Source organism: Synechococcus sp. RedBA-s (genome assembly GCF_024345495.1).
Taxonomy (GTDB): domain Bacteria; phylum Cyanobacteriota; class Cyanobacteriia; order PCC-6307; family Cyanobiaceae; genus Regnicoccus_A.
Genome location: NZ_JAGQBF010000035.1, coordinates 1 through 23,792 on the forward strand (window position 1 = coordinate 1; position 23,792 = coordinate 23,792).

The following is a 23,792-nucleotide window of genomic DNA, read 5'->3' on the forward strand; positions in this document are numbered from 1 at the left end:
AGATCCGCGCCGCTGAGGACCCTGAATTCGAGACCTTCTACACGAAGAACATTCTTCTCAATGAAGGTCTGCGTGCCTGGATGGCACCGGCCGACCAGCCGCATGAAAACTTCGTCTTCCCTGAAGAGGTCCTGCCCCGCGGCAACGCTCTCTGATTCCCGCTGCTATTAATCAAGGCGTCCCTCGGGGCGCCTTTTTTGATGGGAACTTCAGCCCTGTGCGGCCCAGCTCACAGGCTCTCGCTTCGCTGTGCTGCTCCCTTAGATTCAGGTCGTTCCGTCAGCAGTGTCGTGGAGCGGGCCCTCTGGCCCTGTGCCCGATCGGTCCGCTTCGAAAACGTCGCCGGCTGGCTTTATCCCCCCAAGGAGGAGGTGCCCGTGAGCCACAGTTCCATGACCCAGGGTCTGCTGATCGCGGAGAACGCCGGCTGATTTCGGCGCCTGTTTCCTGATCACTCGGTTCCGCGACAGAGCGGACCCGGCGAACGCCCCCGCCACCGTGCTCACCAGCCCGGCAGCGGGGGCATCGTTCTTGGGGCCATGGCCTCTCTGGGCCGTGCCCTCTTCACTCTGGCTGTCGATCGAGCTGGAGCTGGATCGAGCTCATTAACTCCTGAAGCTGGCCGCGCGCCGGTTGAAGGTCGGGCTGGTTGCGTTGCAGCAGCACCACCCCATCGGCGAAGGCTCTCACCCCGTAGGGCTCAGGCAGGGAGCCCAGCGCTTCAAGGCTGTTCTCCAGGGCTTCACGATCGCGAGGGAAGGCCACCCCATAGCGGCGCAACCAATCGAGATCGATGGCGATCCAGTCGACGGCCCGGTTGTCCCCCTGGCGATCCCGATAAATCACGCCGTTGGGAAAGCGGATCAGCACCGGTCGCTGGGCCAGGTGGGGAATCAGGGTGGTGGTGGCGGCCACGCTGGCCCCCTTGGGAATCTGGCGCAGCAGTTCGCGGGCGCTGGCCCCATGGCTCCACTGGAGCGCGGGCGAGCTGTAGACCCAGGGATCGACGCTGTCGGGGATCAGAAAGGAGAGGCTGCGGTTGGGATTGGCCAGCAAGGTGAGCAGCAGCGACAGAACGATGCAGCCGGCCCAGACCCGCCGCAGGCGCCTGTGGGCGAAGGCCTTGGGATGGCGGCCCCACCATTCGATCGCCCCCGCGAACAGCCCCGGCACCACCAGCAGCGCGTAGCGCAGGTTGATCGAGAGGGGGTTGTTCGCCCCCTGGGCCAGCAGCAGACCCATCAGGGGCATGCCCATCAGCAGCCAGCTGTCAAGGCTGATCAGCGGCACCAGCATCAGGGGCAGCCCCTGGGCCAGCAGGTAGCGCAGGGTTTCCCCAGGTGGCCAGATCAGCTCCCGCAGCACCACCAACGGCTGCCTCAGGGCCTTGAGCAGCACCTCCAGGCTGCTGGCCTGGTCGGCATCACCGATGTACTGGCCGAAGTTCTCCACCATGAAGCGGCGGGAGTTGTCGTCGCTGAACAGGGGCATCAGCACGTTGGTCACCAGCAACACCCAGCCCAGGCCCAGGGCGGCCAGGGCCAGGGCCAGGGGCCAGCGCTGGCGTTGCCGCACCAGGATCCAGAGGCTGACCCCCACCAGCAGCACGCCGGTGTCCTCGCGGATCATCGGCACCGCCACTGCCGCCAGGGCCAGCAGCCACCAGAGGCGGCGCTGCAGCCCGTACCAGAGCAGCAGGACCGCCAGGGGCAGCTGGGCGAGGTCGGTGAAGTTCCCCCAGGTGGGTCCGATCACCGCATTGGCGCCGAAGAAACTGCAGGCCAGAAAGGCGGCGAGCCAGGGATCCTCCAGCCGTTTCCGGGCGATCAGGTGCAGCACCAGCCCGGCGGCCGTCATCAGGCCGACCTGCACCAGCGGCAGGGCCCAGATCCCGAGCAGCCCTACCAGGGGTACCCAGAGCAGCAGGACTGGGGTGAAGTGCTGGCCCAGGCGGTGATAGCCCACGGCCGGAGGTTCCCCGGCGTGGATGACGTTGGTGGAGAGCTGTGAGGAGAGGGTGCTCTCAAAGGGATGGCCGTGCAGGCCGCTCCAGATCGCCTGCAGAAAAATGCCCTGGTCGTAGGAGGCGGTGAGCACCTGCAGCCGCCACCACTGCAGCATCAGCCCTGTCAGTGCGAACAGCGCCGCGGCCGCCAGCACCGCCCGCTCGGCCCGAACCTGCTCAGGGTGCTTCGGCGGCAGGGTCCGTGGCGCTTCCTGCGCAGATCCAGCGTTGCCAGCTGTCGCCACCGCAGGCCTCCAGGTCACAGGTGGCATCCTGAAGCCGCAGGCGCCTGGGGTTGCCGGCCTCGAGTCTGCCGATGCCGTCGGAGGGGCGCAGCAGTACCCGGAAACGCTTCGGCCAGTGGTCGCGGGGGCTGTCGGGCAGGTTGAAGAGTTCTTGCTCGGCATACCAGCGCAGGCTGGGGCGTTGCCCCTGATGGCCGGGCATGTGGATCGGCAGCTCGGCCGAAGCGCCCCCATCTCCGGCGCTTCGGGCCAGCTCAGCGGCGGGCAGCACCGACCAGGTTTCGTTGAGCTCCCAGTTCCAGAGCGGGCTCAGCACAAACAGCAGCAGCGATGCGCTCCAACCAATTAGCAACAGTGCCAACCCCAGTCGTCGTCGGCCATGGGCCGGCCGGCTCAGGTTGATTCCCCCGAGCAGCAGCCCCAGCCCCGCCGGCAGGGGCAGCCAGCGCAGCGGCGATGGCGCCAGCAGGGACGCCACCACCAGTACCCCCCCCAGAGTGGCCCAGAACCAGGGCAGCGGCCTCAGCAGGCCCCGGGGGCGGGGTGACTCCACCAGGTGGGCCAGGACCGGCCCGCAGATCAGGCAGAAGGGTGGCCAGAGCAGCAGGCTGTACCAGGGCAGCTGGGTCTTCATCGGCAGCACGGTGAGGGTGGCGGCCAGGCTCAGGCCCAGGCTCCAGCGTCCGGCCGGTTGCCGCCGTTCCCGCCAGGCCAGCCCCAGACCGATCGGCCAGAGGGGCAGCCAGGGCCACCCCCCCTCCAGCACCTCCAGCAGCGGCTCGAGCGGACCGCCGTGGTGCTCCTCCACCGTGGTAGTGAAACGCAGCAGCCCCTGGCCGCCCCACATCAGCAGGGCCTCCGGGCCCCGTTGCAGCCCATGCCAGCCGTGCCAGGCCAGGCCCAGTGACAGCCCGAGGCCCAGGCCCAGGCCCAGGCGCAGCCAGGCGCGCCGATCCAGATCACGATCGAGCCAGCGCAGCAGCAGCCCCGTGGCCAGCACCGGCAACAGCACCGGCGCCTTGAGCAGCAGCAGGGCACTGCCCCCGGCCCCAGCGATCAGGCCGCCCGAGAGGGCCGCCCGAGGCCGGGGCCCAGCCAGCAGCAGGCCCAGCCAGAGCAGGGCCATGGCCGTGAGCTGGGCCCCATCGAGCATGGCCAGCCGGCCGTGGCGGACCAGGGGCATCAGGGTGAGGGCAATGGCTGCCGCTGCCACGGCGGCCTGGGGCTGGCTGGGCCGCAGGCGCAGCTGAATCGCGCCGATCAGCGGCACCAGCAGGCTCGAAACCAGCGCCGGCGCCAGCCGGATCACCCACTCCGGGGGCAGGGCGGTGGCCTCGCCGCTGAGGGCGCGCCAGAGCTGGATCACGCCTGCGATCAGCCAGTGCAGGCCCGGAGGCTTGTTCAGATAGGTGGATCCCCAGAACGTCGGCAGCAGGGTGTCGGGCCAGGGCGCCTGGCTGGTTTCGAGGGCCACCCGCGCCACGATGCCCTCATCCCAGTCGCGCAGGGGCACGTTGCCCAGACCCACCAGGGCGAGCACCAGGGCCACGGCCCAGAGCCCGAGCAGCAGGCGACCCACCCTCATGGGCGCTCCTTCTTCAGCTGGTCGGTCACCCTGCGTGTGGCCTCAGGAATGGACTGCAACGCCCCCTGCAGGCTGAAGGGATTGGCCAGCAGGGTGCCACTCACATCGGCGAGGGCCTGCAGCACCGGCTCCTGCTGGCCACGGGCCGCGGCGCTGGCCACGGCATGGGCGCGCCAGGGATTCCAGCCGGCCAGCAGCACCACACTGCGGTAGGCCGGCGGCCAGGGGTTGGCGGGCTCCAGGGTCTGCAGACGGGCGAACCACTGATCCGCCTGGTCCGGACGGTTGCGCAGCACCGCCAGCAGGGCCATCGCCCAGAGGGCGTCTCGATCGCTGGGATTGGCGCTCAGCCGCTGCTGGGCCCAGTCGATCACTCGGCCCTGATACAGAAAATGCCCATCCAGCTGGTGCTGGGGGCCGATGGCCTCGAACACCGCCCCCAGAGCGGCTGGACCGCGCTCCAGGCCAGCGGCCAGCTCAATGAAGCGACGATCGAAGCGGGCGCTGGCGGCCACGGGCTGGCGGCGGGTCCACAGCTCCACGGGCTCGCCATCGCTCCAGGGCCAGCGGCCCACCAGCCGAAAGCGGGAGTCTTGACGGATCTCCCTGGCCAGCGCCCGTGAGGCGTCCCGCCGCATGCCGGCTTTGCCGGTGGTGAGCAGGATCCACTCGGCCTGATCCAGCACCAGCTGCCGTTCCCTGGGTTGCCGGCCCAGCTGCCGCCCCACGATCTGCCCCCCCCGGGCCCGTCCGTACACCGTGGCGGTGTGCTCGTTGAGTTCGGCGGCATTGGGGAGCACCACCAGCGTGCTGGGTTGATCACCCACCTGCTGGCGCATGGCGTCCATCACCGCTGGCAGGGGTGAGCGGGGCTGCCAGCGGATCTCACTGGCCTGGGCGGCCACCGCGCTGCCGGCACTGGCCGCCAGCCCCACGGCCAGGGCGCCCCAGCGGACGGGCCCCCAGGCCTTCCTGCGCAGGGCCTCCCCCAGCTGCCACCAGCCCCAGCTCAGCAGCAGCACCAGCAGGGGCAGCACCGGGGTGATGTAGCGGGGGTCCTTGTTGGGGCTGAGGGTGGTGAACAGCCAGCCACTGAGGCTGCAGGCGATCAACCAGCTCCAGCCCCAGCCGCTTGGGGTCAGCTCCGGCTGATCGGCTGCTGGGGGCTGGGGCAGATCCCGCCGGCGGCGCCAGGCGGCGCCCAGTGCCAGCAGCGCCCCCGCCAGGGCAGGCAGGCTGTTGACCAGTCCCAGCTGCTGGGGCCAGAGCTTCGGGTACCAGAGCAGGCTGGCCAGGCTGAACGGCGACGGGTCGCCTTCCTGGGCGGCTGACTCCAGCACTGCCCGGTTGCTGCCGCCGATGGTGGTGATCCAGTTGTGCTGCAGCCAGGGCAGCACCAGGGCCAGCACCAGCACCAGGGCGGCCAGGGCCTGCCAGCGCCGGTGCGCTCGCCCCAGGCCCCGCAGGGCCAGCCACAGGGCCGGAGGAAGCAGTACCAGCACAGCGCTCTGCTTCACCAGCACAGCCGCCGCCAGCGCCAGGGCTGCGCTGGCGGCCTGGCCCCAACGCCCGCCCCTGGGCCCAGGGGCCGCCCAGCGTCCCAGCAGCCACAGGGCCAGCACGCTGGTGGCTGTGAGGGGAAGATCAAGGGTGAAATCCAGCCGCAGGCTCACCAGCGCCGGGGTGGTGCTGGTGAGGGCGGCCGCCAGCAGGCCGAAACCCGGCGACACCAGTTGGCGCCCCCAGCAGGCCACCACCACCAGCAGCAGCCCCTGCCACAGCGCCAGGGCCGCGCTGGCCTGATCGGGGCTGTCGCCGGCCAGGGCGATCACCGAACCGTTCACCAGGCTGGCCAGCGGCGGCACCTTGGGGGAGAGATCCAGCAGGCCCTGCCAGCCCGGCCAACCCCCTCCGGGCAGCAGGCCGAGGGCACGGCCATGGTCAACGGCGCTGTTGAGGTAGTCAGCCTGATCCCAGGCCGGCAGGCGCTGGTCCAGCTGCAGCCAGAGCCGGTCGGCCAGGCTGCCCGCCAGCCAGAGGCTGGCCAGGGCCAGCCACCACGGCCAGGGACGTTTGGACCGGGTGTTCAGGGCCGTGGCGGCGGTTCGCGCCAGTTTGGACCACCTGCCTTCCCCGTAGCCGTTGTGCGTTCTGTCACATGTGGGCGGGACTGCCGCAGGACTGGGTGTGATTCTTCATCCAGGCGCATCGCGCCAACTTGTGTGAGGACCCCATGAAATTATTCCGGCAATTGCTGCTGGCACCTGTCGCCCTCGGGCTGATGGCCCCTGTGGCCGCCACCGCCGGCGAAATGAACCTGGACGGCATCAACCAGTACGCCGCCTCCGAGGATCAGGTCACCAGCATCACCCAGTTCTCCGACGTACAGCCCACCGAGTGGGCCTACCAGGCGCTCTCGAACCTGATCGAGCGCTACGGCTGCGTCGCTGGCTATCCCGATGGCACTTTCCGTGGCAAGAAGCCGCTGAGCCGCTGGGAAGCCGCTGCCCTGCTCAACGCCTGCCTCGATCGGATCACTGAAGTGACCGACGAGCTGCGCCGTCTGCTCAAGGAGTTCGAGAAGGAGCTCGCGATCCTGCGCGGTCGCGTCGACAACCTCGAAGCCAAAGTCGGCGAACTGGAAGCGAACCAGTTCTCCACCACCACCAAGCTGCGTGGTGTGGCCACCTTCACCATCGGCGGCAACGCTTACGGCGGTGACGGTGAGGCCTCGTTGGGCCAAGCTTTTGTCCTCAATCGTCTCCAAGAGGTTAAAGGTGGCGAACCGGCCATTCGCCCCGGCCAGCAGTTCTCTGACGCCGCCGCCGCCCAGCAGGGTGCCGTCGCCTTCAACTACAACCTCGACCTCTACCTCGACACCAGCTTCACCGGTAAGGACCTGCTGCGCACCCGCCTCCGTGCTGGCAACTTCGGCTCCAGCCCCTGGGGTGCGGCCAACCCTGACAACCTGGTGGGCCTGAACGCCTTCGAGGTCGCGTTTGAAGGCGCTCCCGGCGCTGACGCCTTGATGGTCAACCGCCTCTTCTACCAGTTCCCCCTGGGCAAGAGCTTCACCGCCACGGTGGGTGGCAAGGTTCGTCAGGACGACATGCTGGCCTTCTGGCCCAGCGTGTACCCCGCTGACACCGTCCTCGACATCTTCACCTACGGCGGCGCCCCCGGCGCTTACCCCCTGACCCTCGGCTCCGGTGCTGGTCTGTGGTGGAAGAGCGGCGGCTTCAGCATCAGTGCCAACTACGTGGCCGTTAATGGCAACGTCGGTAACCCCAACAACGGTGGCATCGGCACCGATGGCTCCGCTCAGACTGGCACCGCCCAGATCGCCTGGAACAACGAGAACTTCGGTATCGCTGCGGCCTACACCTACACCACCCCCCAGGGTGGTCTGGCTGGTCTCTACGGCGGTAACGCAACCCCCGTGACCACCCTCGGGTATGCCCTCTCCGACAGCGTCAGCTCTGTTGGTATCAGTGGCTATTGGCAGCCTTCCAACTCCGGTTGGCTTCCCTCGATCAGCACCGGCTGGGGACTTAACTCCCACTCGGCGAACAGCGATTCTGCCGGTGGCCTTGCAGATGGAATCGACGGTGCCCAAACCCAATCCTGGTACGTGGGTCTGCAGTGGTCTGACGTCTTCATCAAGGGTAATTCCCTCGGTATGGCGGTCGGCCAAGCAACAATGTTCACCAAGTCGGGCGACGAAGACGTGCTCGATCCCAATGATGGCAACTATGCCTGGGAGTGGTGGTACAAGTTCCAGGTGACCGACAACATCTCGATCACCCCTGCGATCTTCTACCTCAGCAGGCCCTTGGGTCAGCTCCAGAAGGGAGGCGACGACAGCGATGGTTTCGATAACTTTGGTGGCGTGGTCAAGACCACCTTCAAGTTCTGATCGTTGCTGATCGCCTGATCAGCTTCGGTTGATCTTCTTCTCCAGCCAGATCAACTCCTCACACACCTTGATCTGGCCGGTCTTTCAAAGCCGCGGTTACGACCGCGGCTTTTTTGATGCTCAACCTGGCCGCTCCGTGATCTGGCTGCCCTGGTTGGACAGTCTGAAATCCTTTGCAGGAGAGCGGCTTTGACCTTTGGGATGTGACCGCCGACACCTGGTCATGTGTTCGCGGGCGAAAGGCTTAGCCTGCCTTTTCGATACAATCTGTAAGTGTCCTTTTGGACCATTCCTCAATTGGTGTGAGGTTCTCATGAAACTGTTTCAGCGTCTGCTTTTGGCGCCTGTCGCCCTCGGGCTGATGGCCCCCCTGGCCGCCTCGGCCGGTGATCTCAACCTGGCCGACATCAAGAAGTATTCGGGCAACAAGAAGGACCAGGTGACCAGCATCACCCAGTTCTCCGATGTTCAGCCCACCGAGTGGGCCTATCAGGCCCTCTCCAACCTGATCGAGCGTTACGGCTGCGTTGCCGGTTATCCCGATGGCACCTTCCGCGGCAAGCAGCCGCTCAGCCGTTGGGAAGCTGCTGCTCTGCTGAATGCATGCCTTGATCGGATCACTGAAGTGACCGACGAGCTGCGCCGTCTGCTCAAGGAGTTCGAGAAGGAGCTGGCTATCCTGCGTGGTCGCGTCGACAGCCTCGAAGCCAAGGTTGGTGAGTTGGAGGCGACCCAGTTCTCCACCACCACCAAACTTCAGGGTCAGGCCACTTTCGTGATCGGCGCTGTCACTGCCAGTGGTGATCGCCCCGGTGCAGGCGTCTTCGGAACGTCGCCTTCATTTGGCAGCCGTGATGCAGCCGAAAAATACAATGCTCAGTTCGGTGCAACCACCTTCAGCTATGACCTGCGGCTGAATCTGCTCACCAGCTTCACCGGTAAGGACCTTCTCTACACCCGTCTGCGCTCGGGTAACTTCGACAACGCCTTTAACGGCAACGGGGTTAACCTCACGGCTCTGGATGTAGCCAGCAACGGCATCAATAGTCCTGATGCGGTCGGCATCGATCGTCTCTACTACCGCTTCCCTGTCGGTCGTGACTTCACCTTTGTCGTTGGTCCCAAGGCCCGCAACACGGAGGCTCTGGCCGTCACTCCTTCGGTTTATGGCAGCGGTAAAGGGGATCGGATCCTTGATCTGTTCGCCCTCAATGGCGCGCCGGGTGTCTACAACAAAGCCACCGGCTCGATGCTGGCCGGTATCTGGAAGCAGAACGTCAAGAAGGGGCAGGGCGCCTTCAGTTTTGGTGCCAGCTACGTGGCCCAGCAGGGATCTGTTGGCCAGGCGTTTGATGGCGATGACAACGCCTGCTCCAGCAGCGAAGGTGGTATCGGCACCGACTGTGCCCGCGGCAACTTCCTGGCCCAGCTGAACTACACGGCCCCCCAGTGGAACGTGTCGTTGGCCTACCGCTACGGCCAGCAAGCCACCAACTTCCGTCGGGGCACCAATTTCGTTGCCAGCAATAGCTGGTTCCTGACCACCGGTGAGTCCAACAACTTTGCCGCAAACGCCTACTGGCAGCCCAAGAACAGCGGCTGGATGCCTTCGGTCAGCCTGGGCTGGGGCCTCAACAGTCTCTCCGGCAATGAAAACAATGCGCTGGGCATTGAATTTGTCGATCCCTATGTGACCGAGAGCCAGAGCTGGTTCGTAGGTCTGCAGTGGAACGACCTGTTCGGCAAGGGCAATGCCGCCGGTATGGCGGTCGGTCAGCCCGTCTTCGCCACCGCGCTCTCCCTTGGTAGCAGCGACACCGGCAACACCACCCCGGCCGATGGCAACTACGTCTGGGAGTGGTGGTACAAGTTCCAGGTCACCGACAACATTGCTGTGACGCCGGCGATCTTCTATCTGAGCCGTCCCCTGGGTCAGCTCACCGGCGAGGACAACAGCTTCAGCAACTTCGGCGGCCTCGTGCAGACCACCTTCAAGTTCTGATCCGTCGGGTCACAGGCCACCAGCTCCTCACACCACCCAGCCCCCGTTAGGGGGCTTTTTCATGGCTGGCTGGAGCCCTTGCCATGATGGCTCCAGCCGGCCATCACCCCCCATGAAGGCAGCCTTGGCCAGCAGCGATTTCTATGCCGTTCTGGGCGTGCCGGCCACGGCGGACGTGGATCAGATCAAGGCGGCTTACCGCGCCCTGGTCAAGCAGCACCATCCCGATGCCGGTGGTGATGACACGGCGATCCTGGCCATCAATGCCGCCTGGGACGTGCTCAGGGATGGCGAGCGCCGCCGCAGCTATGACCTCAGCCGCCAGACCCCACGCCGAAGCGGGCGCTCTGGATCCCGCGTCGCCACCCCAGCCCATCGCGGCCAGAACCGGGACAGTGCCCTGCTCGGTTGGTTGCAGCAGGTGTACGGGCCGATCGATCGTTTGTTGGCCCAGGTGATCAACCCCTTCCCCAGCCAGTGGCGCACCCTCGCTGCCGACCCCTACGACGACAGCCTGATGGAGGGGTTCTGCGCCTACTTGGAGCAGAGTAAAAGCCGCATGGACAAGGTGGAGACCCTCTACCGCTCACAGCCCTGCCCGAGCGAGGCCCGGGGGTTTGGTCTCAGCCTCTACCACTGCCTCAGCCAGGTTCAGGACGCCCTGCTGGAGCTGGAGCGGTACACCATGGGCTACGTGGACAGCTATCTCCACGATGGCCGCGAAATGCTCCGAGAGGCGAAACAAAGACGCAGCCGCCTCAAAGACGAGCGCCGCCGTCTCGATCTCTGAAGCTCGATCTCTGAAGTCAGTCGCGATCCAGGCTCGAACGGCGTGGCGGACTTCAGAAGGCTTCGAGCTGGTCAAGCCGCAGCCACACGTCCGGCACCGGCAGGCGCCAGCGCAACTGGGCGAAGTCGCCGTTGAGAGCGAGCACTTCGCCGGGACCCTCAAACAGGTAGTCGGGCGGGGTGGGATCGCTGGCGGCCGCTTCCAGGCTGCCCAGGTAGGCGCCCCTGCTGACCTTCACCAGGGTGCCTTTCTTGATGGGAGCTGCCTTGGGGGCGGGGGCCTCCGTTGGGGTCTGAGCCATGGACAGTCGCCACTGCGCTGAGTTCAGGCTAGGCCCTGCAGGGTGGCCTGGGGGCCCCCTTAGCCTCGGCCATGGTGTGTGCTGCCTGGGCCCGTGAAACTGCTGCTGCTGGGATGTACGGGGTTCGTCGGTCGTGAGTTGGTGCCCCTCCTGCTCGCTCGGGGGCACCAGCTGGTGGTGGTGAGCCGCCAGAGTCAGCCCTTGGCGGGGCTGGAGCACCCGGCCCTGCGGCGAATCCAGGCGGATCCCGCCCTGGAGGCCTCCTGGGCGGAGCCTGCCTTGATCGCTGCTGTGGCGGAGGCGGAGGGGGTGGTGAATCTGGCCGGAGAGCCGATTGCGGAGAAGCGCTGGAGTGAGCAGCAGCGCCGCCGGCTGATCGACAGCCGCCTGGTCAGCACCCACAAGCTGGTGAAGGCGCTCCAGGCCCATCCCAGGCCCGGCCGGGTGCTGCTGAGCGGCTCGGCCGTGGGCTTCTACGGCAGCAGCGAGGACGCCCGCTTCATCGAATCCAGCCCAGCGGCACCCGATTTCCTCGGCCAGCTCTGCCGCGACTGGGAGGCGGCTGCTGACCAGGCTCCCGTCGACTGCCGGGTGGTGAAACTGCGGATCGGGATCGTGCTTGGACCCGATGGCGGAGCCCTGGGCAAGATGTTGCCGGTGTTCCGCTCCGGCCTGGGCGGTCCGATCGGCTCCGGCCGCCAGTGGATGAGCTGGATTCAGCGCACCGACCTGTGCGGGCTGATCGCCACCGCCCTGGAGACCCCGGCCTACCAGGGGGTCTACAACGCCGTGGCGCCCCAGCCCATGCGCATGGGCTCGTTCGCGTCCGCCCTAGGTCGGGTGTTGCAGCGTCCCAGCCTGCTGCCGGTGCCCGCGGCGGTGCTGCAGCTGATGCTCGGCGATGGGGCGGCTGTGGTGCTGGAGGGCCAGCAGGTGCTCTCCGAGCGGCTGGAGCCTGAGGGATTCACGTTCCGCTACCCCGATCTCGACTCAGCCCTTGCCGCTGCCACCAGCCCAGCAGCCCACTGAGCAGGGCGGCCCCCATCAGCAGGCCGATCGCCGGGGTGAACAGGGGATCCCAGAGGCGCTGCAGCAACTGCAGCGGTGCCTCCACATGCTGGCTGTGCAGGGCCACCGCGAGGGCGAACCAGATCGCTCCCGCGATCACCAGGAACACGTTGAACACCAGCACGGTGTCGATCCAGCGCTTCAACCGCGGCGCCAGGGCTTCAGTGATGCCGGCATCACGATCGCTGGCATCACTGGAGCGGGGCTGTGGGTTCATCAAGGGCCTGCAGGATCTGAGCCGCCATCCTGGCCGCACCGCCTGCCCCACCGATGCGCTCCAGGCCATTGCGCCGGCAGCGCTCCGCCAGATCGCTGTGCCGCAGCTGGTGCAGCACCTCGCCCACCAGCTCGGCGGTGCCGCGCAGGCTGCGCTCTGAGCCCGGCTCCCCTTCAGCGCTGAACAGCGAGGGTCCCAGCAAGCGCCGCTGGGCTTCGGCGAAATTGGGGCTGAACTGGGGGCCGCCCCCCGCCAGCTGCAGTACGGGTTTGCCCAGCCCCACCGCCTGCTCCGTGGCCGTGCCGGTCATCGCCAGCAGCAGATCAGCCTGCTGCACCACCGCTGGGAACTCACCCCAGTGCAGTCTCAGCTCCAGCTCGCCGTGGCGCAGGCGTCCCCCTGGCTCCAGGCTCCAGCCCAGGGGGCGGCTGAGCCGGGATACCGCCGCCGCATCGATCGCCCCCACCAGGGCGGCATTCAGCTGCAGGCCGCCGCTGGCCTGCAGGTTCTCCGGCAGGCGAGTGAGCACCTGCAGCATCAACTCGACGTTGCGCAGGGCCTCGGGCAGGCGACTGCCCGGCAGCAGCCCCAGCCGCGGGATTGGTGCCCCGGCTGGGGAGGCATCGAGGGGCACCGCACTCTCCAGCACCCGATCGAGAAAGGGGTTGCCGAGAAAATCCACCGGCCGCCCCAGCTGACGGCTCAGGTCCGTGGCGGTGAAGGCATCGCGGCTGAACACCCTGCGGAAACGGCGGCTGCGCAGGCAGCGTCCGCAGGGCCAGGGCAGCCGCAGGCGGCCTTCGTAGTGGCTCGAGTAGGCCACCAGGTAGGTGATCACCGGCCGGCGGCTGGACCAGGCGGCCAGCACAGGGATCACATCCCCGACCACCACCACCGCCGAGCAGTGTCGCGCTTCCCTGAAGAACAGCAGCAGCTGCCCCAGTAGGTAGGTGGCCTGGCCCTGCACCAGTTCCGTCAGGCGTCCGCCGAAGCTGGTGTAACCCAGCCCGCCGGTGCTGAATTCGCGGGTGCGGCCAAGCACGGGGAGCCCGGCCTGCCGGTAGGCGCTGCCGTGGCCCACCAGCGGTAGGGCCACCACCTCCAACCCCAGCTGCTGCAACTCCTGCCCGATCAGGCTGCCGCTGAGGTCTTCCCCATGGCCGTTGCTGAGCAGCAGCAGGCGGCGGCGGCGATCGCCCATTGGCAGGGCTTCGGGGATCAACCCTGCAGCCAGGCCTGGACCTTCTCCAGCGAGGTCCAGCCCGGACGGCGCCTGAGCCCATCGGCGATCGACTCGTTCAGTTCGCTGGCCAGCTCCGGCGATACGGCGGTGATGCGCAGTACCAGATCGATGTGCTCCCGCACTCCCTTGGCGCCCGACTCGAGCATGGCCAGGCAGAGGTTCACCCGTGACTGGGGGTCTTGGGGGTTGAGCTTGACCGCCATCCGTGCCGAGCGCAGGGCCGGTTCGGGTTGGTCTTCGAGCAGTTGCAGCCAGGCCAGGCAGGTCCAGGCGGCCGAGAGCCCGGGGGCCTGCTCCGTGATCGTCAGAAAGTCGTCGATCACATCAGCGGCCGCGGCACCGTGCTGGTAGCGGCCGATGGCCTGATCAAAAAGGGATTCGGCAGACTTGGTGGGAGCCGTCATCGGCTGCGGCAGCTAGGGACACCCACATTCCCACGCTGGAGGCCGGGCCTTGGGCGGATCAGACGGCGAAAGAGCTGCCGCAGCCACAGGTCTGGCTGGCGTTGGGGTTGGTGAAGTTGAAGCCACCACCGATCAGGGCCGAGCTGAAATCCAGCTGCATGCCGTAGATGTACAGCAGGCTCTTGGGATCGCTCACCACCCGGAAGCTGGGGGCTCCGCTGGGTTCATAAACGTAAAGCTCATCGTCGCTGAGGATCGCGGCGCTGTCGATGAAATCCATGGTGTAGCTCATGCCGCTGCAGCCACCGGAGCGCACCCCCACCCGCAGCAGCTTGTCGTTGCCCTGCTGCTGCATCAGGGCGGCCAACTGCTTCATGGCCGGTTCAGTGATGCGGATGCCCTTGCCGTCCTTGCCGGTGTGGGTGGCCAGCTCGGGGGCCATGGCCTCCTGAACCGGGGCGAGGGTCTCTGTGCTGGGGCTGCTCATGGGCGAGGCCTGCGGCGGATGGAACGGGATGTCGGATCACTCTATGGAGGCCACCCGAACTCTGGTGCCCGGCAGCCGCTGCGGATGGCTCCATAGAGTCAGCACACCTGAAGGAGTCAAGGGTGCGCGTCGCCATCGTGGGAGCGGGTCTGGCCGGTCTCTCAGCCGCAGTCGATCTCTGTGATGCCGGCCACCAGGTGGACCTCTACGAATCCCGCCCGTTCGTGGGCGGCAAGGTTGGCAGCTGGATCGATGACGGCGGCAACCATATCGAGATGGGCCTGCACGTCTTTTTCTTCAATTACGCCAATCTCTTCGCTCTGATGCGCAAGGTGGGGGCCTTCGCCAACCTCCTGCCCAAGCAGCACACCCACCTGTTCGTGAACAAGGGCGGCGACCTGCGCGAACTGGATTTCCGCTTCCCGATCGGCGCCCCCTTCAACGGTCTCAAGGCCTTCTTCACCACGCCGCAACTCGACTGGATCGACAAGTTGCGCAATGCCCTGGCCCTGGGCACCAGCCCGATCGTGCGCGGTCTTGTGGATTACGAGGGGGCGATGGGGGTGATCCGCTCCCTCGATCGCATCAGCTTCCGCGACTGGTTCCTCGGCCATGGCGGCAGCAGGCGCAGCATCGAGCGGATGTGGGATCCGATCGCCTATGCCCTGGGCTTCATCGACTGCGAGGCCATCTCGGCCCGCTGCATGCTCACCATCTTCCTGATGTTCGCCTCCAAGACCGAGGCGTCCAAGCTGAATCTGCTCAAGGGCTCGCCGCACCGCTGGCTGCACCAGCCCATTCTTGATTACATCGAAGCCCGTGGGGCCAGGCTGCACCTGCGCCACCGAGTCAGTGAGGTCTGCTTCGACGAGGGGGGCACTGCTGAGGCCCCCCAGGTGACGGGCCTGAAGTTGGGCAGTCCCGATGGTGAGATCCATGTGGAGGCTGACACCTATCTGGCTGCCTGTGATGTACCCGGCATCCAGCGCCTGCTGCCGCCCTCCTGGCGCCGCTACGCCCAGTTCGAGAACATTTACCGGCTGGAGGCGGTGCCGGTGGCCACGGTGCAACTGCGCTACGACGGCTGGGTGACTGAGCTGGGGGAGGGGGAGGCCCATGCCGCTGCCCGCCGTGACCTCAGCACCGCCAGCGGACTCAACAACCTGCTGTATACCGCCGACGCTGATTTCAGCTGCTTCGCCGACCTGGCCCTGGCCAGCCCGGCCGACTACAGACGCGAGGGGGAAGGTTCCCTGCTCCAGTGCGTGCTCACCCCCGGTGATCCCTGGATCCCCCGCCGCAACGACGAGATCGCTGCCCTGGTGGATGCACAGGTGCGGGAGCTGTTCCCTTCGGCCCGGGGCCTCAAGCTGATCTGGAGCAACGTGGTCAAACTGGCTCAGTCGTTGTATCGCGAGGCCCCCGGCATGGAACCCTTCCGACCGGAGCAGCGCACGCCGGTGGCCAATTTCTTCCTGGCCGGCAGCTACACCCGCCAAGATTACATCGATTCGATGGAAGGTGCCACCATGAGTGGCCGACTGGCGGCTGCCGCCATCCTCAATCAGCCGGTTCGACTGGCTTCAGTCGCCGCCGTGGCCTGATCAGCATGGGACGTTGGCTCGAGCACAGTGTGACCACGGAGATCAAGGCTCCGGTGGACCAGGTCTGGGAGGTCTGGAGCGACCTCGAAGCGATGCCGCGCTGGATGCGCTGGATCGAGTCGGTGGTCACCCTTGATGATCCCGATCTCACCGACTGGACCCTGGTGGCCCAGGGATTCCGCTTCCACTGGAAGGCGCGCATCTCCCAGAGGATCGAAGCCCAGCAGTTGCACTGGGAGTCGGTGGGGGGTCTGCCCACCAAGGGGTCAGTGCGTTTCTATCCCCAGTCGGACCGTCTCACCATGGTGAAGCTGACCGTGAGCTACGAGCTGCCCGGAGCCCTTGCACCGCTGATGGAACCGAGCATTCTGGGGGGGATCGTCACCCGTGAACTCCAGGCCAACCTGGACCGCTTCCGGGATCTCGTGGAGCAGGAGCATGGCCAGAGCTGAACGGCATCAACCCGGTTGGATCCAGGCGCGAACCGCGTCATGCTTCGCTCTGCTGCCCGTCCTTCTTGCCGGCCTGGTTGGTTGCGGTGGCACGCCCCCGGCCGACACCGGAGTGGTGCCCCCTCCAGTTCCTGCCGCCCCAGAGGCTGCTCCCAGCGCGCAGAGTCAGGGGAGACCGGCGGCCTCCGCCGTGGCCACGGCAGGCTTCACGCCTCTCCCCAGTCCGGAGCAGGTGGAAGCGGCCATGCCCCCGGGTCGTCTGGATCCGTTTGAACCCCTGGCGGTCACCCGAGTCACCCCAGTGGTCACCAGCCCCAGACCTGTCGCGGTGCAGCCTCCGCTCACCCTGCCCGATGGGTTCCGCTTCCAGGGGGTGATGAGCAGTGGCGGTCGCCCGATGGCCCTGGTGCAGTTCGGCGCCCAGAGCGGCTCCCTGGCCGTTGGTGATACCGGGGGCCGCACCACCGACCTCCTGCCCCAGTCCTGGCGGGTGGCCTCGATTGATGTGCCGCGTGGCCGGCTCACCCTGGTCAGCCGTCACCACCTGGCCAGGGGCCAGGTGGTGATCGCCGAGCTCTGAGCCCACAACTGATCCAGATCTGATCCACAACTGAATCTTGACCGGCTTCAGGCGCTCAGTTTGCCTTCAGGGCGCGGCCGCAGGCCGCCACCAGCCCCTCCAGGTCGTGAGGGTCGGCCTCGGCGTCCACCCTGCCCAGCAGCTCCAGGCAGGTGGCACTGGTCTGGGGACCGATCGAAACGAGGGCCACGCTGGCCAGGAGTTCTTGCCAGTGCTCTCCCAGGTCCTGCCGCAGCAGCTGCACGCTGTGGCGCACGGTCTTGCCGCTGGTGAAGGTGATGGCCTCTACGTCGCCCTGGCGCAGGGCGGCGGCGGTGGCCAGGGGCAGGTGGTTCGGACAGCTGGACTCGTAGGCGGCAACCTCCACCACCCGCGTCCCGGCTTCGGCGAAGGCTTCGGCCAGCAGCGTGCGCCCGCCGCTCTGAACCCTGGGCAGCAGCAGGCGCTGACCCCAGCCCGAAACCGGGAAGTGCTCCAGCAGGCTGTCGGCCACGAAATTGGGGGGCACGAAATCCGCGGGGGCCCCCAGCTGCTCCAGGCGTGCGGCGGTCTTGCGCCCCACCGCCGCAATCTTGAGGCCGCGGGGGCGATCGCTGAGGTTGCGCCCGATCCGCTGCAACCGCTGCTCCACCGCCTCCACCCCGTTGATGCTGGAGAACACCAGCCAGTGAAAGGCCTCCAGCTCCTCAAGGGCGTCATCGAGGGGGCCCCATTCATCGGGAGGGCCGATCACCAGGGCGGGGAGGTCCAGCACCCGGGCCCCGGCGCGCTCAAACAGGGTCCGGGCCTCCCCCAGTTGCTGCTCGGCCCGCGTCACCGCCACCACTCGACTTGAAAGCACGGTCACCTCCATCAGTCGTCCAGTCTCAGCATCGACCCCGCCTGCCGCTGCAACTGCTCGGCGGCGCTGGTCTGGCCCTGATCGCGCAGCAGGGCGATGGCCTGGCGAAAGCTGGCCCGGGCTGCGCTGATGTCGCCCGCCAGCAGCTGCGCCACCGCGCGGTTCTGGTGGGTTTCAGCATGTTCAGGGGCAAGCTCCAGGGCGGTGTCGTAGGCCTGGAGGGCGCCGCGGATGTCGCCGAGACGGCGACGGATCAGACCGAGGTTGTACCAGCCCAGGGCCAGCTCGGGGGCCCCGCGGGTGACGGCTTCCCCCAGCTGGGCGGCCTCCGCTGGGGCGCCCTCCTGCAGCTGCAGGGCCGCCAGGTTCAGCTGTGCCGCCACCTGCAGCCGTGGGTCCAGCGGCAGCTCCAGGGCCTCCCGGTAGAGGGCGGCGGCCCGGCCGGGGTGGCGGCTGGCCTCGGCCATGGCCAGGTGCAGCAGCAGCTCAAAGCGCTCCGGGTGGGCTCCAGGCGGGCAGCCGGCCAGCCCGGCCTTCAGCAGGCTGATGCCGTGCTTGACGCGTCCTTCGCTGATCTCCAGGCCGCCGAGTTTGGCGCTGGCATAGGCCTGGCCGGGGTGGTCCCGCAGCTCCTGCTCCATGGCCCGCCGCAGTTGCCGGGCTTTGCGCCCATCGGCCAGCAGCTCCGGCCGGTAGCCCTCATGGCGGATCGCCGGCTGCCGGCAATCGACCACGCGCCAGTGGGACTCCCGGGCCAGCAGCTCCACCACGCTGTCATCAACCATCGCGTGATACGGGCGACTCCAGCGGATCTGCGGGTGGCGCCTGAACAGACGGCTGACGCTGGAGTAGGGCGATTGCAGCGCACCCACCTCCTCACGCAGCAGGTTGATCAGCAGGGTGTCGGGGTCGGCCATCAGGGCCCGCAGGGGCTCCTTGGCCCCCTCCAGCAGCTGCTCATCGGCATCGAGCACCAGCACCCAGCTGCCCCGCACCCATTCCAGCGCCTGGTTGCGGGCGGGGGCGAAATCCCCCGGCCAGGGGATCCGCTCCACCCGGGCGCCATGGCCTTGGGCCACCGCCACCGTCTCGTCGCTGGAGCCGGTGTCCACCACCACCAGTTCATCGGCGAAGCCCGCCACCGACTCCAGGCAGCGTCCGAGGCGCCCGGCCTCGTTGCGCACGATCATCGAGAGGCTGAGCACGGCGGCGGCCCTGATCTGGGCGTGAGATTAGGGGCAGGCGGGCAGGGCTCGAGCTGTGGGCAGGCTCAGTCGGTGAAGCCGCCCTCGGCGATGCTGCCGGCGGCCAACCCCAGCCGGCTGAGCAGCGTGGCCTGGGCCAGGGGCATCTGGGCGGGGCTGTAGCCCGAGGGGATGGTGCCCGGCAGCAGGGGCTCAAGGGCCTCCCACAGGTAGGGGCTGCCCAGCACGGTCAAGCCCGCCAGGCGGCCGACCCGCAGCAGCTGACGGATCACCGCCGGCCAGGGTTCATCGCCTCCGGCGCTGCCGCGGAAGGGATTGCCGCGCACGAACAACTGCAGGAACAGCGGCCCATCCGGCAGGCGCTCCAGGGCCAGGGGTGCATCGGCGTTGCCGCTCCAGGGGCTGGGTCCGCGCGCGTCCAGCAGGCAGCACTGGTAGCCGGCTGCGGCAGGCCGCAGCAGGGCCGGGGCCATCGCCGGCAGGAAGGCACAGTTCAGACTGTTGTCCAGGCGGATCAGGTTGACCCCCGGCCCCGCCGGCAGGCCCTGGGGGCCGCGGCTGTCCAAACTCATCTCCACCAGCTCCCGCGCCAGGGCCTGATCCTGCGGTTTTTCCAGCGCGCTCAGCTCCTCCAGCGGTGCCAGGGAAGCTGCCGGAGCCCGGGATCCCGCCACGGCCAGAGCCTGTTCGCGCCGGCGCAGGCTCTGGTGCAGCTGCTCCAGCTGCAGGCGCCCGCTGCTGAAGGCCTCCACCAAGCCGTCGATGGCGGCATCGGCATCGGCGGGCATCAGGATCAGATCCGAGCCGGCCTCGAAGGCCAGCACGGCGGCCTCCGCCGCCCCCCAGCGGGAGGCGATCGCCTCCATCACCAGGGCATCGGTGATCACCAGCCCCGTGAAGCCCAGCTCCTGCCGCAACAGCCCCGTGAGCACGGGGCGCGAGAGGGTGGCCGGCCGCAGGGGATCCAGGGCATCCAGCTGCAGGTGGGCGGTCATCACCGCCGCACAGCCAGCGGCGATGGCGGCGCGGAAGGGGGGCAGCTCGATCGCCTCCAGCCGCTCCCGCCCATGGGGCAGCTGGGGCAGCTCCAGGTGGGAGTCGTCGCTGGTGTCCCCGTGGCCGGGGAAATGCTTGGCGCAGCAGAGCACCCCTTCGGCCTGGGCCCCCTCCAGGAAAGCGGTTGCCAGCACAGCTGCGCTGCTGGTGGTCTCCCCCCAGGCGCGCACATTGATCACCGGGTTGAGGGGGTTGTTGTTGACATCGCAGACGGGCGCCAGCACGCCGTTGAGCCCCAGCAGGCGCGCCTGGCGGCCCGTGCAGTGGCCGTAGCGGCGAGCCAGAGCGATGGCGCGCTGCGGATCGCTGCGGTGCAGCCGCCCCACGGCGAGGGGCGGCGCCAGCCAGGTCGCCCCCTCGAAGCGCTGGCCCACCCCCTCCTCCACATCGGCGCAGATCAGCAGCGGCTGCTGCGACCAACTGCGCAGCTGCTCACAGCGCAGACGCAGCTCAGCGGCACTGCCCCCCAGCAGAATCACGCCGCCCACCCCCTCGGCCAGCAGCCGTCTGATCGTGGCGTTCTCCAGCTCCCAGCGGGGGTAGCGCCGCTGACCGTCCCCCAGGTGGCCGCTGCCGCGGATCACGAGCAGCCGGGCCACCTGCCGGCGCAGGTCAGGGGCTGCCGGCAGGGGCGTCTGGGCCGGTGGCTGAACCGTGGTCATGGCTCGCTGCTGTCGCTCCCGTCGCTGGCTTCAGTGCTAGGTGTGTCATCACCCGCCAGGGGCTGCCGTTGCAGGCGCTCCTCCCCCAGTTGATTGAGCAGCCCCAGCACTGAGCTGCCTTTCTCCAGGCCGCGATCCAGCAGGAACTGCATCTCGGGGGTGCGGCGCAGGTTCAGCCGCCGTGACAGTTCTCCTTTGACAAAGGGAGCAGCCGATTTCAGGCCGGCCAGGGCCGTCTGGCGGTCCTCGTCGCTGCCGAAGATGCTCACGAAGATCTTGCAGTGCTGCAGATCACCAGCCACCTCCACCTGGGTGACGCTGACCATCCCCAGTGAGACCCGCTCGTCCTTGATGCCGTTCACCAGGAGCTCGCTGATCTCCCGGCGGATCAGGGAGGCCATGCGCTCCACCCGTCGGCCCTGTGCCATGCCTATGCCAGTGGTGCTGGGTTCACCATGGCACGCAGCACCAGGCTCAGGCTGATCATTCCGCTCACCAGAGCCCCCACCAGGGCCACCGCGGTGACCGGATTGCTGCGCCGCTTCGCCAGGGGTTCGAGCACGGAGTTGAACACACCGAGGCTGAAGGCCACCAGGTAGCGCGGGTAGCGCGTCACGTTGAGGAAGAAGTCCTTCATGGCGCAGGCGGGGAGACAGGAGGCAATGGGTTGAACCGTGAGGCGGGCCGTAGCCCACGCTGGGTGGCCGCGAGGGCTACTCTGCCGCCCAGAGGACCGTGCCGCCGATGCTCGAGCTCCACCAGTTCCGCCATTCCTCCTTCTGCGAGAAGGTGCGGTTGATCCTGGCCGCCAAGGGGCTTCAGTATCAGTCCATCGAGGTCACCCCAGGCCTGGGGCAGCTGGAGTTGTTCCGTCTGTCCGGTCAGCGACAGGTGCCGGTGCTGGTGGATGGCCCGGAGGTCATCGCCGACTCCAGTGCCATTGCCCAGCACCTGGAGAGCCAGGTGCCCACCCCTCCCCTGATCCCCGAAGATCCCGCCGACCGCGCCCGGGTGCTCCTGCTCGAAGACTGGGCCGACACCGCCCTGGCCGCTGGGGTGCGCCAGGCCCTGTTGCAGGCGGCCAGCTCGGATGCCGTGATGCGCGGTGCCCTGCTGCCGGAGGCCACCCCAGGGGTGCTGCGTTCGCTGGTGGGGGCCCTCCCCACCGATCTGCTGGCGCCCCTGGGTGACACCCTCGGCCAGAGCGAGCGGCGCCAGCTGCAGGTGAATCTGGAGCAGCTGGCGGTGCTGCTGACCCCTGGCCGCTTCCTTGTGGGGGATCGCCTCTCCCTGGCCGATCTGGCAGTGGCGGCCCAGTTGTCGTTAGTGCTCTTCCCGGCCAGTGCCGGCGCCCCCCTGGCGGGCCGCGGCGTGGCCGGTCTTGCCGACCATCCCCTGCTCAACAGTCTCTTCGCCTGGAGAGACGGGCTGTACCTCTCCCTGGGCCGGGGCGGCGTCAGCGAGCCGGTCGTCTCTTCGCCCATCCCCTGACTCAGGCTGTTGAGGGAGTGCGGCTGAGCAGCAACCAGAGGTGATGGCCTCCACTGGAGCGGGCCACCAACCCCTGCTCCGGTGATGGATAGCTGGCCTGCCACTGGTCCGCGCGAATCAGCTCCTGGCCTGGAGTGCTGGCCACGAGCCGGTAGCGGCTGAGGGTCTCCACACGGCTGATCCGCGCTCCGCCGGGACCGTGCAGCACCTGCAGGGCTAGCTCATCGGCCAGGAACGCATGGCCTCGGGGCCCGGCCGCTGCTGTTGGCTGGCTGCGGCGCCCGATCACGCTGGATTCCAGCTCCAGATCACCGCTCAGCAGGGCCAGCTGGCGGTTGGGGTTGGCTGGATCATTGGCCACCGAGAGCAGCTGACCCCCCAGCAGGGCATCGCCCACCTGGGTGGCATTGAAGGCGCGATCGCCCACCACCGCCCCGCGCTCATCGCGCAGGAACCGCACGGGGTACGGCGGAATCGACTCAGCACTGCCCTCTTCCAGGCTGTACACCCACCAGGCCCCGGCGAACCAGTCGGGGTAGGTCAGGTCGCTGCGGCCGGGGCGGCTGAGGGGAGCCGGCAGGCTCCAGTTCGGCCAGGCCAGCAGACGCCGCTCCAGCGGCCCTGTGGTGCCGGTGGCCGCCAGGGCCTGACTCGGCCAGAGGCTGAGCAGGGCGGCCAGGATGAAGGCGATGCGTGAGCGGAACATGTCTGATCCCCTGCTGCGGGAACTTGATCATTACGTGGTGCTGGAGCCCACCCGTGGGGAGCGCATCCTCACGGCCGCTGAAACCCTCTCCTGGCTCACCGCCCAGCTGGCCGCCCTGGAGGAGCCCCCCGCGGATCTGCTCTCCCTGGCCAACGACCGCGAGCGGGCTGAGCGGTTGCTGGAAACGGCCTGTGAGCTGGAGCTGGAGCCCGGCCTGGCTGTTCAGTGGTATGCCGTGCGCCTGGAGCCCCCTGCCCGGTGAAGGCTCAGTTCAGCTCGGCTGTGGCGTTCAGGCTTGCCGTACTGGCTCCGTTTTCGTCGATCAGTTGAGCGGGAGTCTGCGGTGGAGCCTCCCGTTGGCGCAGCACCGTGGGGATTGCCTCCAGCACCTGCTGGGCCACCGCTGCCGGCGGCCGGCCATCCTGGAGCACCCTCAAATCGGCTTGGCCGTAGAGGGGCCGGCGTTCGGCCAGCAGCTGGCGCAGTCGAGCCGCCGGATCAGTGCTGGCCAGCAGCGGCCGCTGACCCGGATCAGCCCGCAGCCGCTCCAACAACATCTCCTCAGGGGCGTCCAGCCACACCACCAGCCCCTGGCGCATCTGCCCCCAGTTGCCGGGGCGGCTGACCACGCCACCGCCGGTGGCCACCACCAGGGAATGCCAACAGGCGATCCGGTTGAGTACCACCGACTCCAGATCGCGAAAGCCGGTCTCCCCCTGGCGCTCGAACAGCTCGGGGATCGAGCAGCCGGCGTGCTGCTCGATCACGCTGTCGGCATCGATGAAGCGGTAGCCGAGGGCCGCAGCCAGCGGGCGCCCCACAGTGCTTTTGCCCGATCCCATCATCCCCACCAGGTAGATGGTCAGGCCCTCCAGGCGCACTGGCAGCTCTGGGGAATCACTGGCGGCGGAGGGTGGTTCAGGGGGCATGGG

26 protein-coding genes and 1 pseudogene are annotated in these 23,792 nt (G+C 67.9%); 12 read left to right on the forward strand and 15 right to left on the reverse strand.

Annotated elements, in window-relative coordinates:
- Both KBY67_RS12585 and KBY67_RS12590 read left to right on the forward strand, forming a co-directional pair.
- A pseudogene (locus KBY67_RS12585) lies at nucleotides 1–155 on the forward strand (photosystem II D2 protein (photosystem q(a) protein)); the annotation flags it as partial.
- 135 nt (nucleotides 156–290) lie between these two features.
- The gene (locus KBY67_RS12590) at nucleotides 291–431 is read left to right on the forward strand and encodes a hypothetical protein (RefSeq protein ID WP_255111404.1); all 141 of its coding nucleotides are present in this window, start codon (nucleotides 291–293) and stop codon (nucleotides 429–431) included.
- Between the two features lie 133 nt (nucleotides 432–564).
- On the opposite strand, the gene KBY67_RS12595 is transcribed toward KBY67_RS12590, so the two are convergent.
- Genes KBY67_RS12595 through KBY67_RS12605 form a run of 3 tightly spaced genes read right to left on the reverse strand, consistent with a single transcriptional unit; the run spans nucleotide 565 to nucleotide 5,700 of the window.
- A complete protein-coding gene (locus KBY67_RS12595; RefSeq protein ID WP_315855589.1) occupies nucleotides 565–2,250 on the reverse strand; it encodes a DUF2079 domain-containing protein in 1,686 nt (561 codons plus the stop codon).
- Entirely contained in the window at nucleotides 2,183–3,835 is a 1,653-nt protein-coding gene (locus tag KBY67_RS12600; RefSeq protein ID WP_255111405.1) for a glycosyltransferase family 39 protein, read from the reverse strand. Before KBY67_RS12600 ends, KBY67_RS12595 begins: the two co-directional genes overlap by 68 nt.
- Nucleotides 3,832–5,700: a glycosyltransferase family 39 protein gene (locus KBY67_RS12605; protein ID WP_399214439.1), complete on the reverse strand. Its 1,869-nt coding sequence runs from the start codon at nucleotides 5,698–5,700 to the stop codon at nucleotides 3,832–3,834. Before KBY67_RS12605 ends, KBY67_RS12600 begins: the two co-directional genes overlap by 4 nt.
- A gap of 368 nt (nucleotides 5,701–6,068) precedes the next feature.
- On the opposite strand from KBY67_RS12605, the gene KBY67_RS12610 reads away from it, so the two are divergent.
- From KBY67_RS12610 to KBY67_RS12625, 4 genes are all read left to right on the forward strand, one after another.
- Complete coding sequence (locus KBY67_RS12610) at nucleotides 6,069–7,751, forward strand: iron uptake porin (RefSeq protein WP_255111406.1); 1,683 nt, start codon at nucleotides 6,069–6,071, stop codon at nucleotides 7,749–7,751.
- A gap of 28 nt (nucleotides 7,752–7,779) precedes the next feature.
- Nucleotides 7,780–7,944, forward strand: coding sequence for a hypothetical protein (locus tag KBY67_RS12615; protein WP_255111407.1), 165 nt, complete (start codon nucleotides 7,780–7,782; stop codon nucleotides 7,942–7,944).
- A 120-nt stretch (nucleotides 7,945–8,064) separates the two neighbouring features.
- Nucleotides 8,065–9,753 carry an iron uptake porin gene (locus tag KBY67_RS12620; protein WP_255111408.1) on the forward strand — a complete coding sequence of 563 codons (1,689 nt, stop codon included), beginning with the start codon at nucleotides 8,065–8,067 and terminating at the stop codon, nucleotides 9,751–9,753.
- A gap of 112 nt (nucleotides 9,754–9,865) precedes the next feature.
- Nucleotides 9,866–10,543 (forward strand): J domain-containing protein, encoded by a 678-nt coding sequence (locus KBY67_RS12625; protein ID WP_255111410.1) that lies wholly within the window; start codon nucleotides 9,866–9,868, stop codon nucleotides 10,541–10,543.
- Nucleotides 10,544–10,595: 52 nt separating this feature from the next.
- Here KBY67_RS12625 and ndhO read toward each other — a convergent pair whose 3' ends face one another.
- A complete protein-coding gene (gene ndhO / locus KBY67_RS12630; RefSeq protein ID WP_255111411.1) occupies nucleotides 10,596–10,844 on the reverse strand; it encodes an NAD(P)H-quinone oxidoreductase subunit O in 249 nt (82 codons plus the stop codon).
- Nucleotides 10,845–10,937: 93 nt separating this feature from the next.
- Here ndhO and KBY67_RS12635 point away from each other — a divergent pair, with 93 nt between their 5' ends.
- On the forward strand, nucleotides 10,938–11,873 hold the full coding sequence (locus tag KBY67_RS12635) for a TIGR01777 family oxidoreductase (protein WP_255111413.1): 936 nt from the start codon (nucleotides 10,938–10,940) through the stop codon (nucleotides 11,871–11,873).
- Here the strand turns inward: KBY67_RS12635 and KBY67_RS12640 are convergent.
- Genes KBY67_RS12640 through KBY67_RS12655 form a run of 4 tightly spaced genes read right to left on the reverse strand, consistent with a single transcriptional unit; the run spans nucleotide 11,809 to nucleotide 14,218 of the window.
- A complete protein-coding gene (locus KBY67_RS12640) occupies nucleotides 11,809–12,129 on the reverse strand; it encodes a hypothetical protein (protein ID WP_255111414.1) in 321 nt (106 codons plus the stop codon). The two genes, KBY67_RS12635 and KBY67_RS12640, sit on opposite strands and share 65 nt — an antisense overlap.
- Entirely contained in the window at nucleotides 12,104–13,330 is a 1,227-nt protein-coding gene (locus KBY67_RS12645) for a lipid-A-disaccharide synthase-related protein (RefSeq protein ID WP_255111415.1), read from the reverse strand. Before KBY67_RS12645 ends, KBY67_RS12640 begins: the two co-directional genes overlap by 26 nt.
- A 17-nt stretch (nucleotides 13,331–13,347) precedes the next feature.
- Nucleotides 13,348–13,776, reverse strand: coding sequence for a hypothetical protein (locus KBY67_RS12650; RefSeq protein WP_255111416.1), 429 nt, complete (start codon nucleotides 13,774–13,776; stop codon nucleotides 13,348–13,350).
- A 58-nt stretch (nucleotides 13,777–13,834) separates the two neighbouring features.
- The gene (locus KBY67_RS12655) at nucleotides 13,835–14,218 is read right to left on the reverse strand and encodes an iron-sulfur cluster assembly accessory protein (RefSeq protein WP_255111430.1); all 384 of its coding nucleotides are present in this window, start codon (nucleotides 14,216–14,218) and stop codon (nucleotides 13,835–13,837) included.
- Between the two features lie 167 nt (nucleotides 14,219–14,385).
- On the opposite strand from KBY67_RS12655, the gene zds reads away from it, so the two are divergent.
- From zds to KBY67_RS12670, 3 genes are all read left to right on the forward strand, one after another.
- Entirely contained in the window at nucleotides 14,386–15,867 is a 1,482-nt protein-coding gene (gene zds / locus KBY67_RS12660) for a 9,9'-di-cis-zeta-carotene desaturase (RefSeq protein WP_255111417.1), read from the forward strand.
- 5 nt (nucleotides 15,868–15,872) lie between these two features.
- A complete protein-coding gene (locus tag KBY67_RS12665) occupies nucleotides 15,873–16,319 on the forward strand; it encodes an SRPBCC family protein (RefSeq protein WP_255111418.1) in 447 nt (148 codons plus the stop codon).
- A 190-nt stretch (nucleotides 16,320–16,509) separates the two neighbouring features.
- Nucleotides 16,510–16,899, forward strand: coding sequence for a pilus assembly protein PilP (locus KBY67_RS12670; protein ID WP_255111419.1), 390 nt, complete (start codon nucleotides 16,510–16,512; stop codon nucleotides 16,897–16,899).
- Nucleotides 16,900–16,954: 55 nt separating this feature from the next.
- Here KBY67_RS12670 and KBY67_RS12675 read toward each other — a convergent pair whose 3' ends face one another.
- The 5 genes from KBY67_RS12675 to KBY67_RS12695 form a co-directional block, all read right to left on the reverse strand.
- Nucleotides 16,955–17,752 (reverse strand): uroporphyrinogen-III synthase, encoded by a 798-nt coding sequence (locus tag KBY67_RS12675; RefSeq protein WP_255111420.1) that lies wholly within the window; start codon nucleotides 17,750–17,752, stop codon nucleotides 16,955–16,957.
- Complete coding sequence (locus KBY67_RS12680) at nucleotides 17,752–18,945, reverse strand: glycosyltransferase (RefSeq protein WP_255111421.1); 1,194 nt, start codon at nucleotides 18,943–18,945, stop codon at nucleotides 17,752–17,754. Before KBY67_RS12680 ends, KBY67_RS12675 begins: the two co-directional genes overlap by 1 nt.
- A gap of 65 nt (nucleotides 18,946–19,010) precedes the next feature.
- Nucleotides 19,011–20,663: a glycoside hydrolase family 3 N-terminal domain-containing protein gene (locus tag KBY67_RS12685; protein WP_255111422.1), complete on the reverse strand. Its 1,653-nt coding sequence runs from the start codon at nucleotides 20,661–20,663 to the stop codon at nucleotides 19,011–19,013.
- Complete coding sequence (gene rbfA / locus KBY67_RS12690) at nucleotides 20,660–21,091, reverse strand: 30S ribosome-binding factor RbfA (protein WP_255111423.1); 432 nt, start codon at nucleotides 21,089–21,091, stop codon at nucleotides 20,660–20,662. Before rbfA ends, KBY67_RS12685 begins: the two co-directional genes overlap by 4 nt.
- A gap of 2 nt (nucleotides 21,092–21,093) precedes the next feature.
- Nucleotides 21,094–21,300: a DUF751 family protein gene (locus KBY67_RS12695; protein ID WP_255094604.1), complete on the reverse strand. Its 207-nt coding sequence runs from the start codon at nucleotides 21,298–21,300 to the stop codon at nucleotides 21,094–21,096.
- Nucleotides 21,301–21,407: 107 nt separating this feature from the next.
- Between KBY67_RS12695 and KBY67_RS12700 the strand changes: the two genes are divergently transcribed.
- Nucleotides 21,408–22,154, forward strand: coding sequence for a glutathione S-transferase family protein (locus KBY67_RS12700; RefSeq protein WP_255111424.1), 747 nt, complete (start codon nucleotides 21,408–21,410; stop codon nucleotides 22,152–22,154).
- Nucleotide 22,155: 1 nt separating this feature from the next.
- Here the strand turns inward: KBY67_RS12700 and KBY67_RS12705 are convergent, their stop codons facing one another.
- Nucleotides 22,156–22,860: a DUF6816 family protein gene (locus KBY67_RS12705; RefSeq protein WP_255111425.1), complete on the reverse strand. Its 705-nt coding sequence runs from the start codon at nucleotides 22,858–22,860 to the stop codon at nucleotides 22,156–22,158.
- On the opposite strand from KBY67_RS12705, the gene KBY67_RS12710 reads away from it, so the two are divergent.
- Entirely contained in the window at nucleotides 22,859–23,122 is a 264-nt protein-coding gene (locus tag KBY67_RS12710) for a chlororespiratory reduction protein 7 (protein WP_255111426.1), read from the forward strand. The two genes, KBY67_RS12705 and KBY67_RS12710, sit on opposite strands and share 2 nt — an antisense overlap.
- Nucleotides 23,123–23,126: 4 nt before the next feature.
- Here the strand turns inward: KBY67_RS12710 and KBY67_RS12715 are convergent, their stop codons facing one another.
- Nucleotides 23,127–23,789, reverse strand: a complete 663-nt coding sequence (locus tag KBY67_RS12715) for a shikimate kinase (protein ID WP_255111431.1) — start codon at nucleotides 23,787–23,789, stop codon at nucleotides 23,127–23,129.
- Between the last annotated feature and the right edge of the window lie 3 nt (nucleotides 23,790–23,792).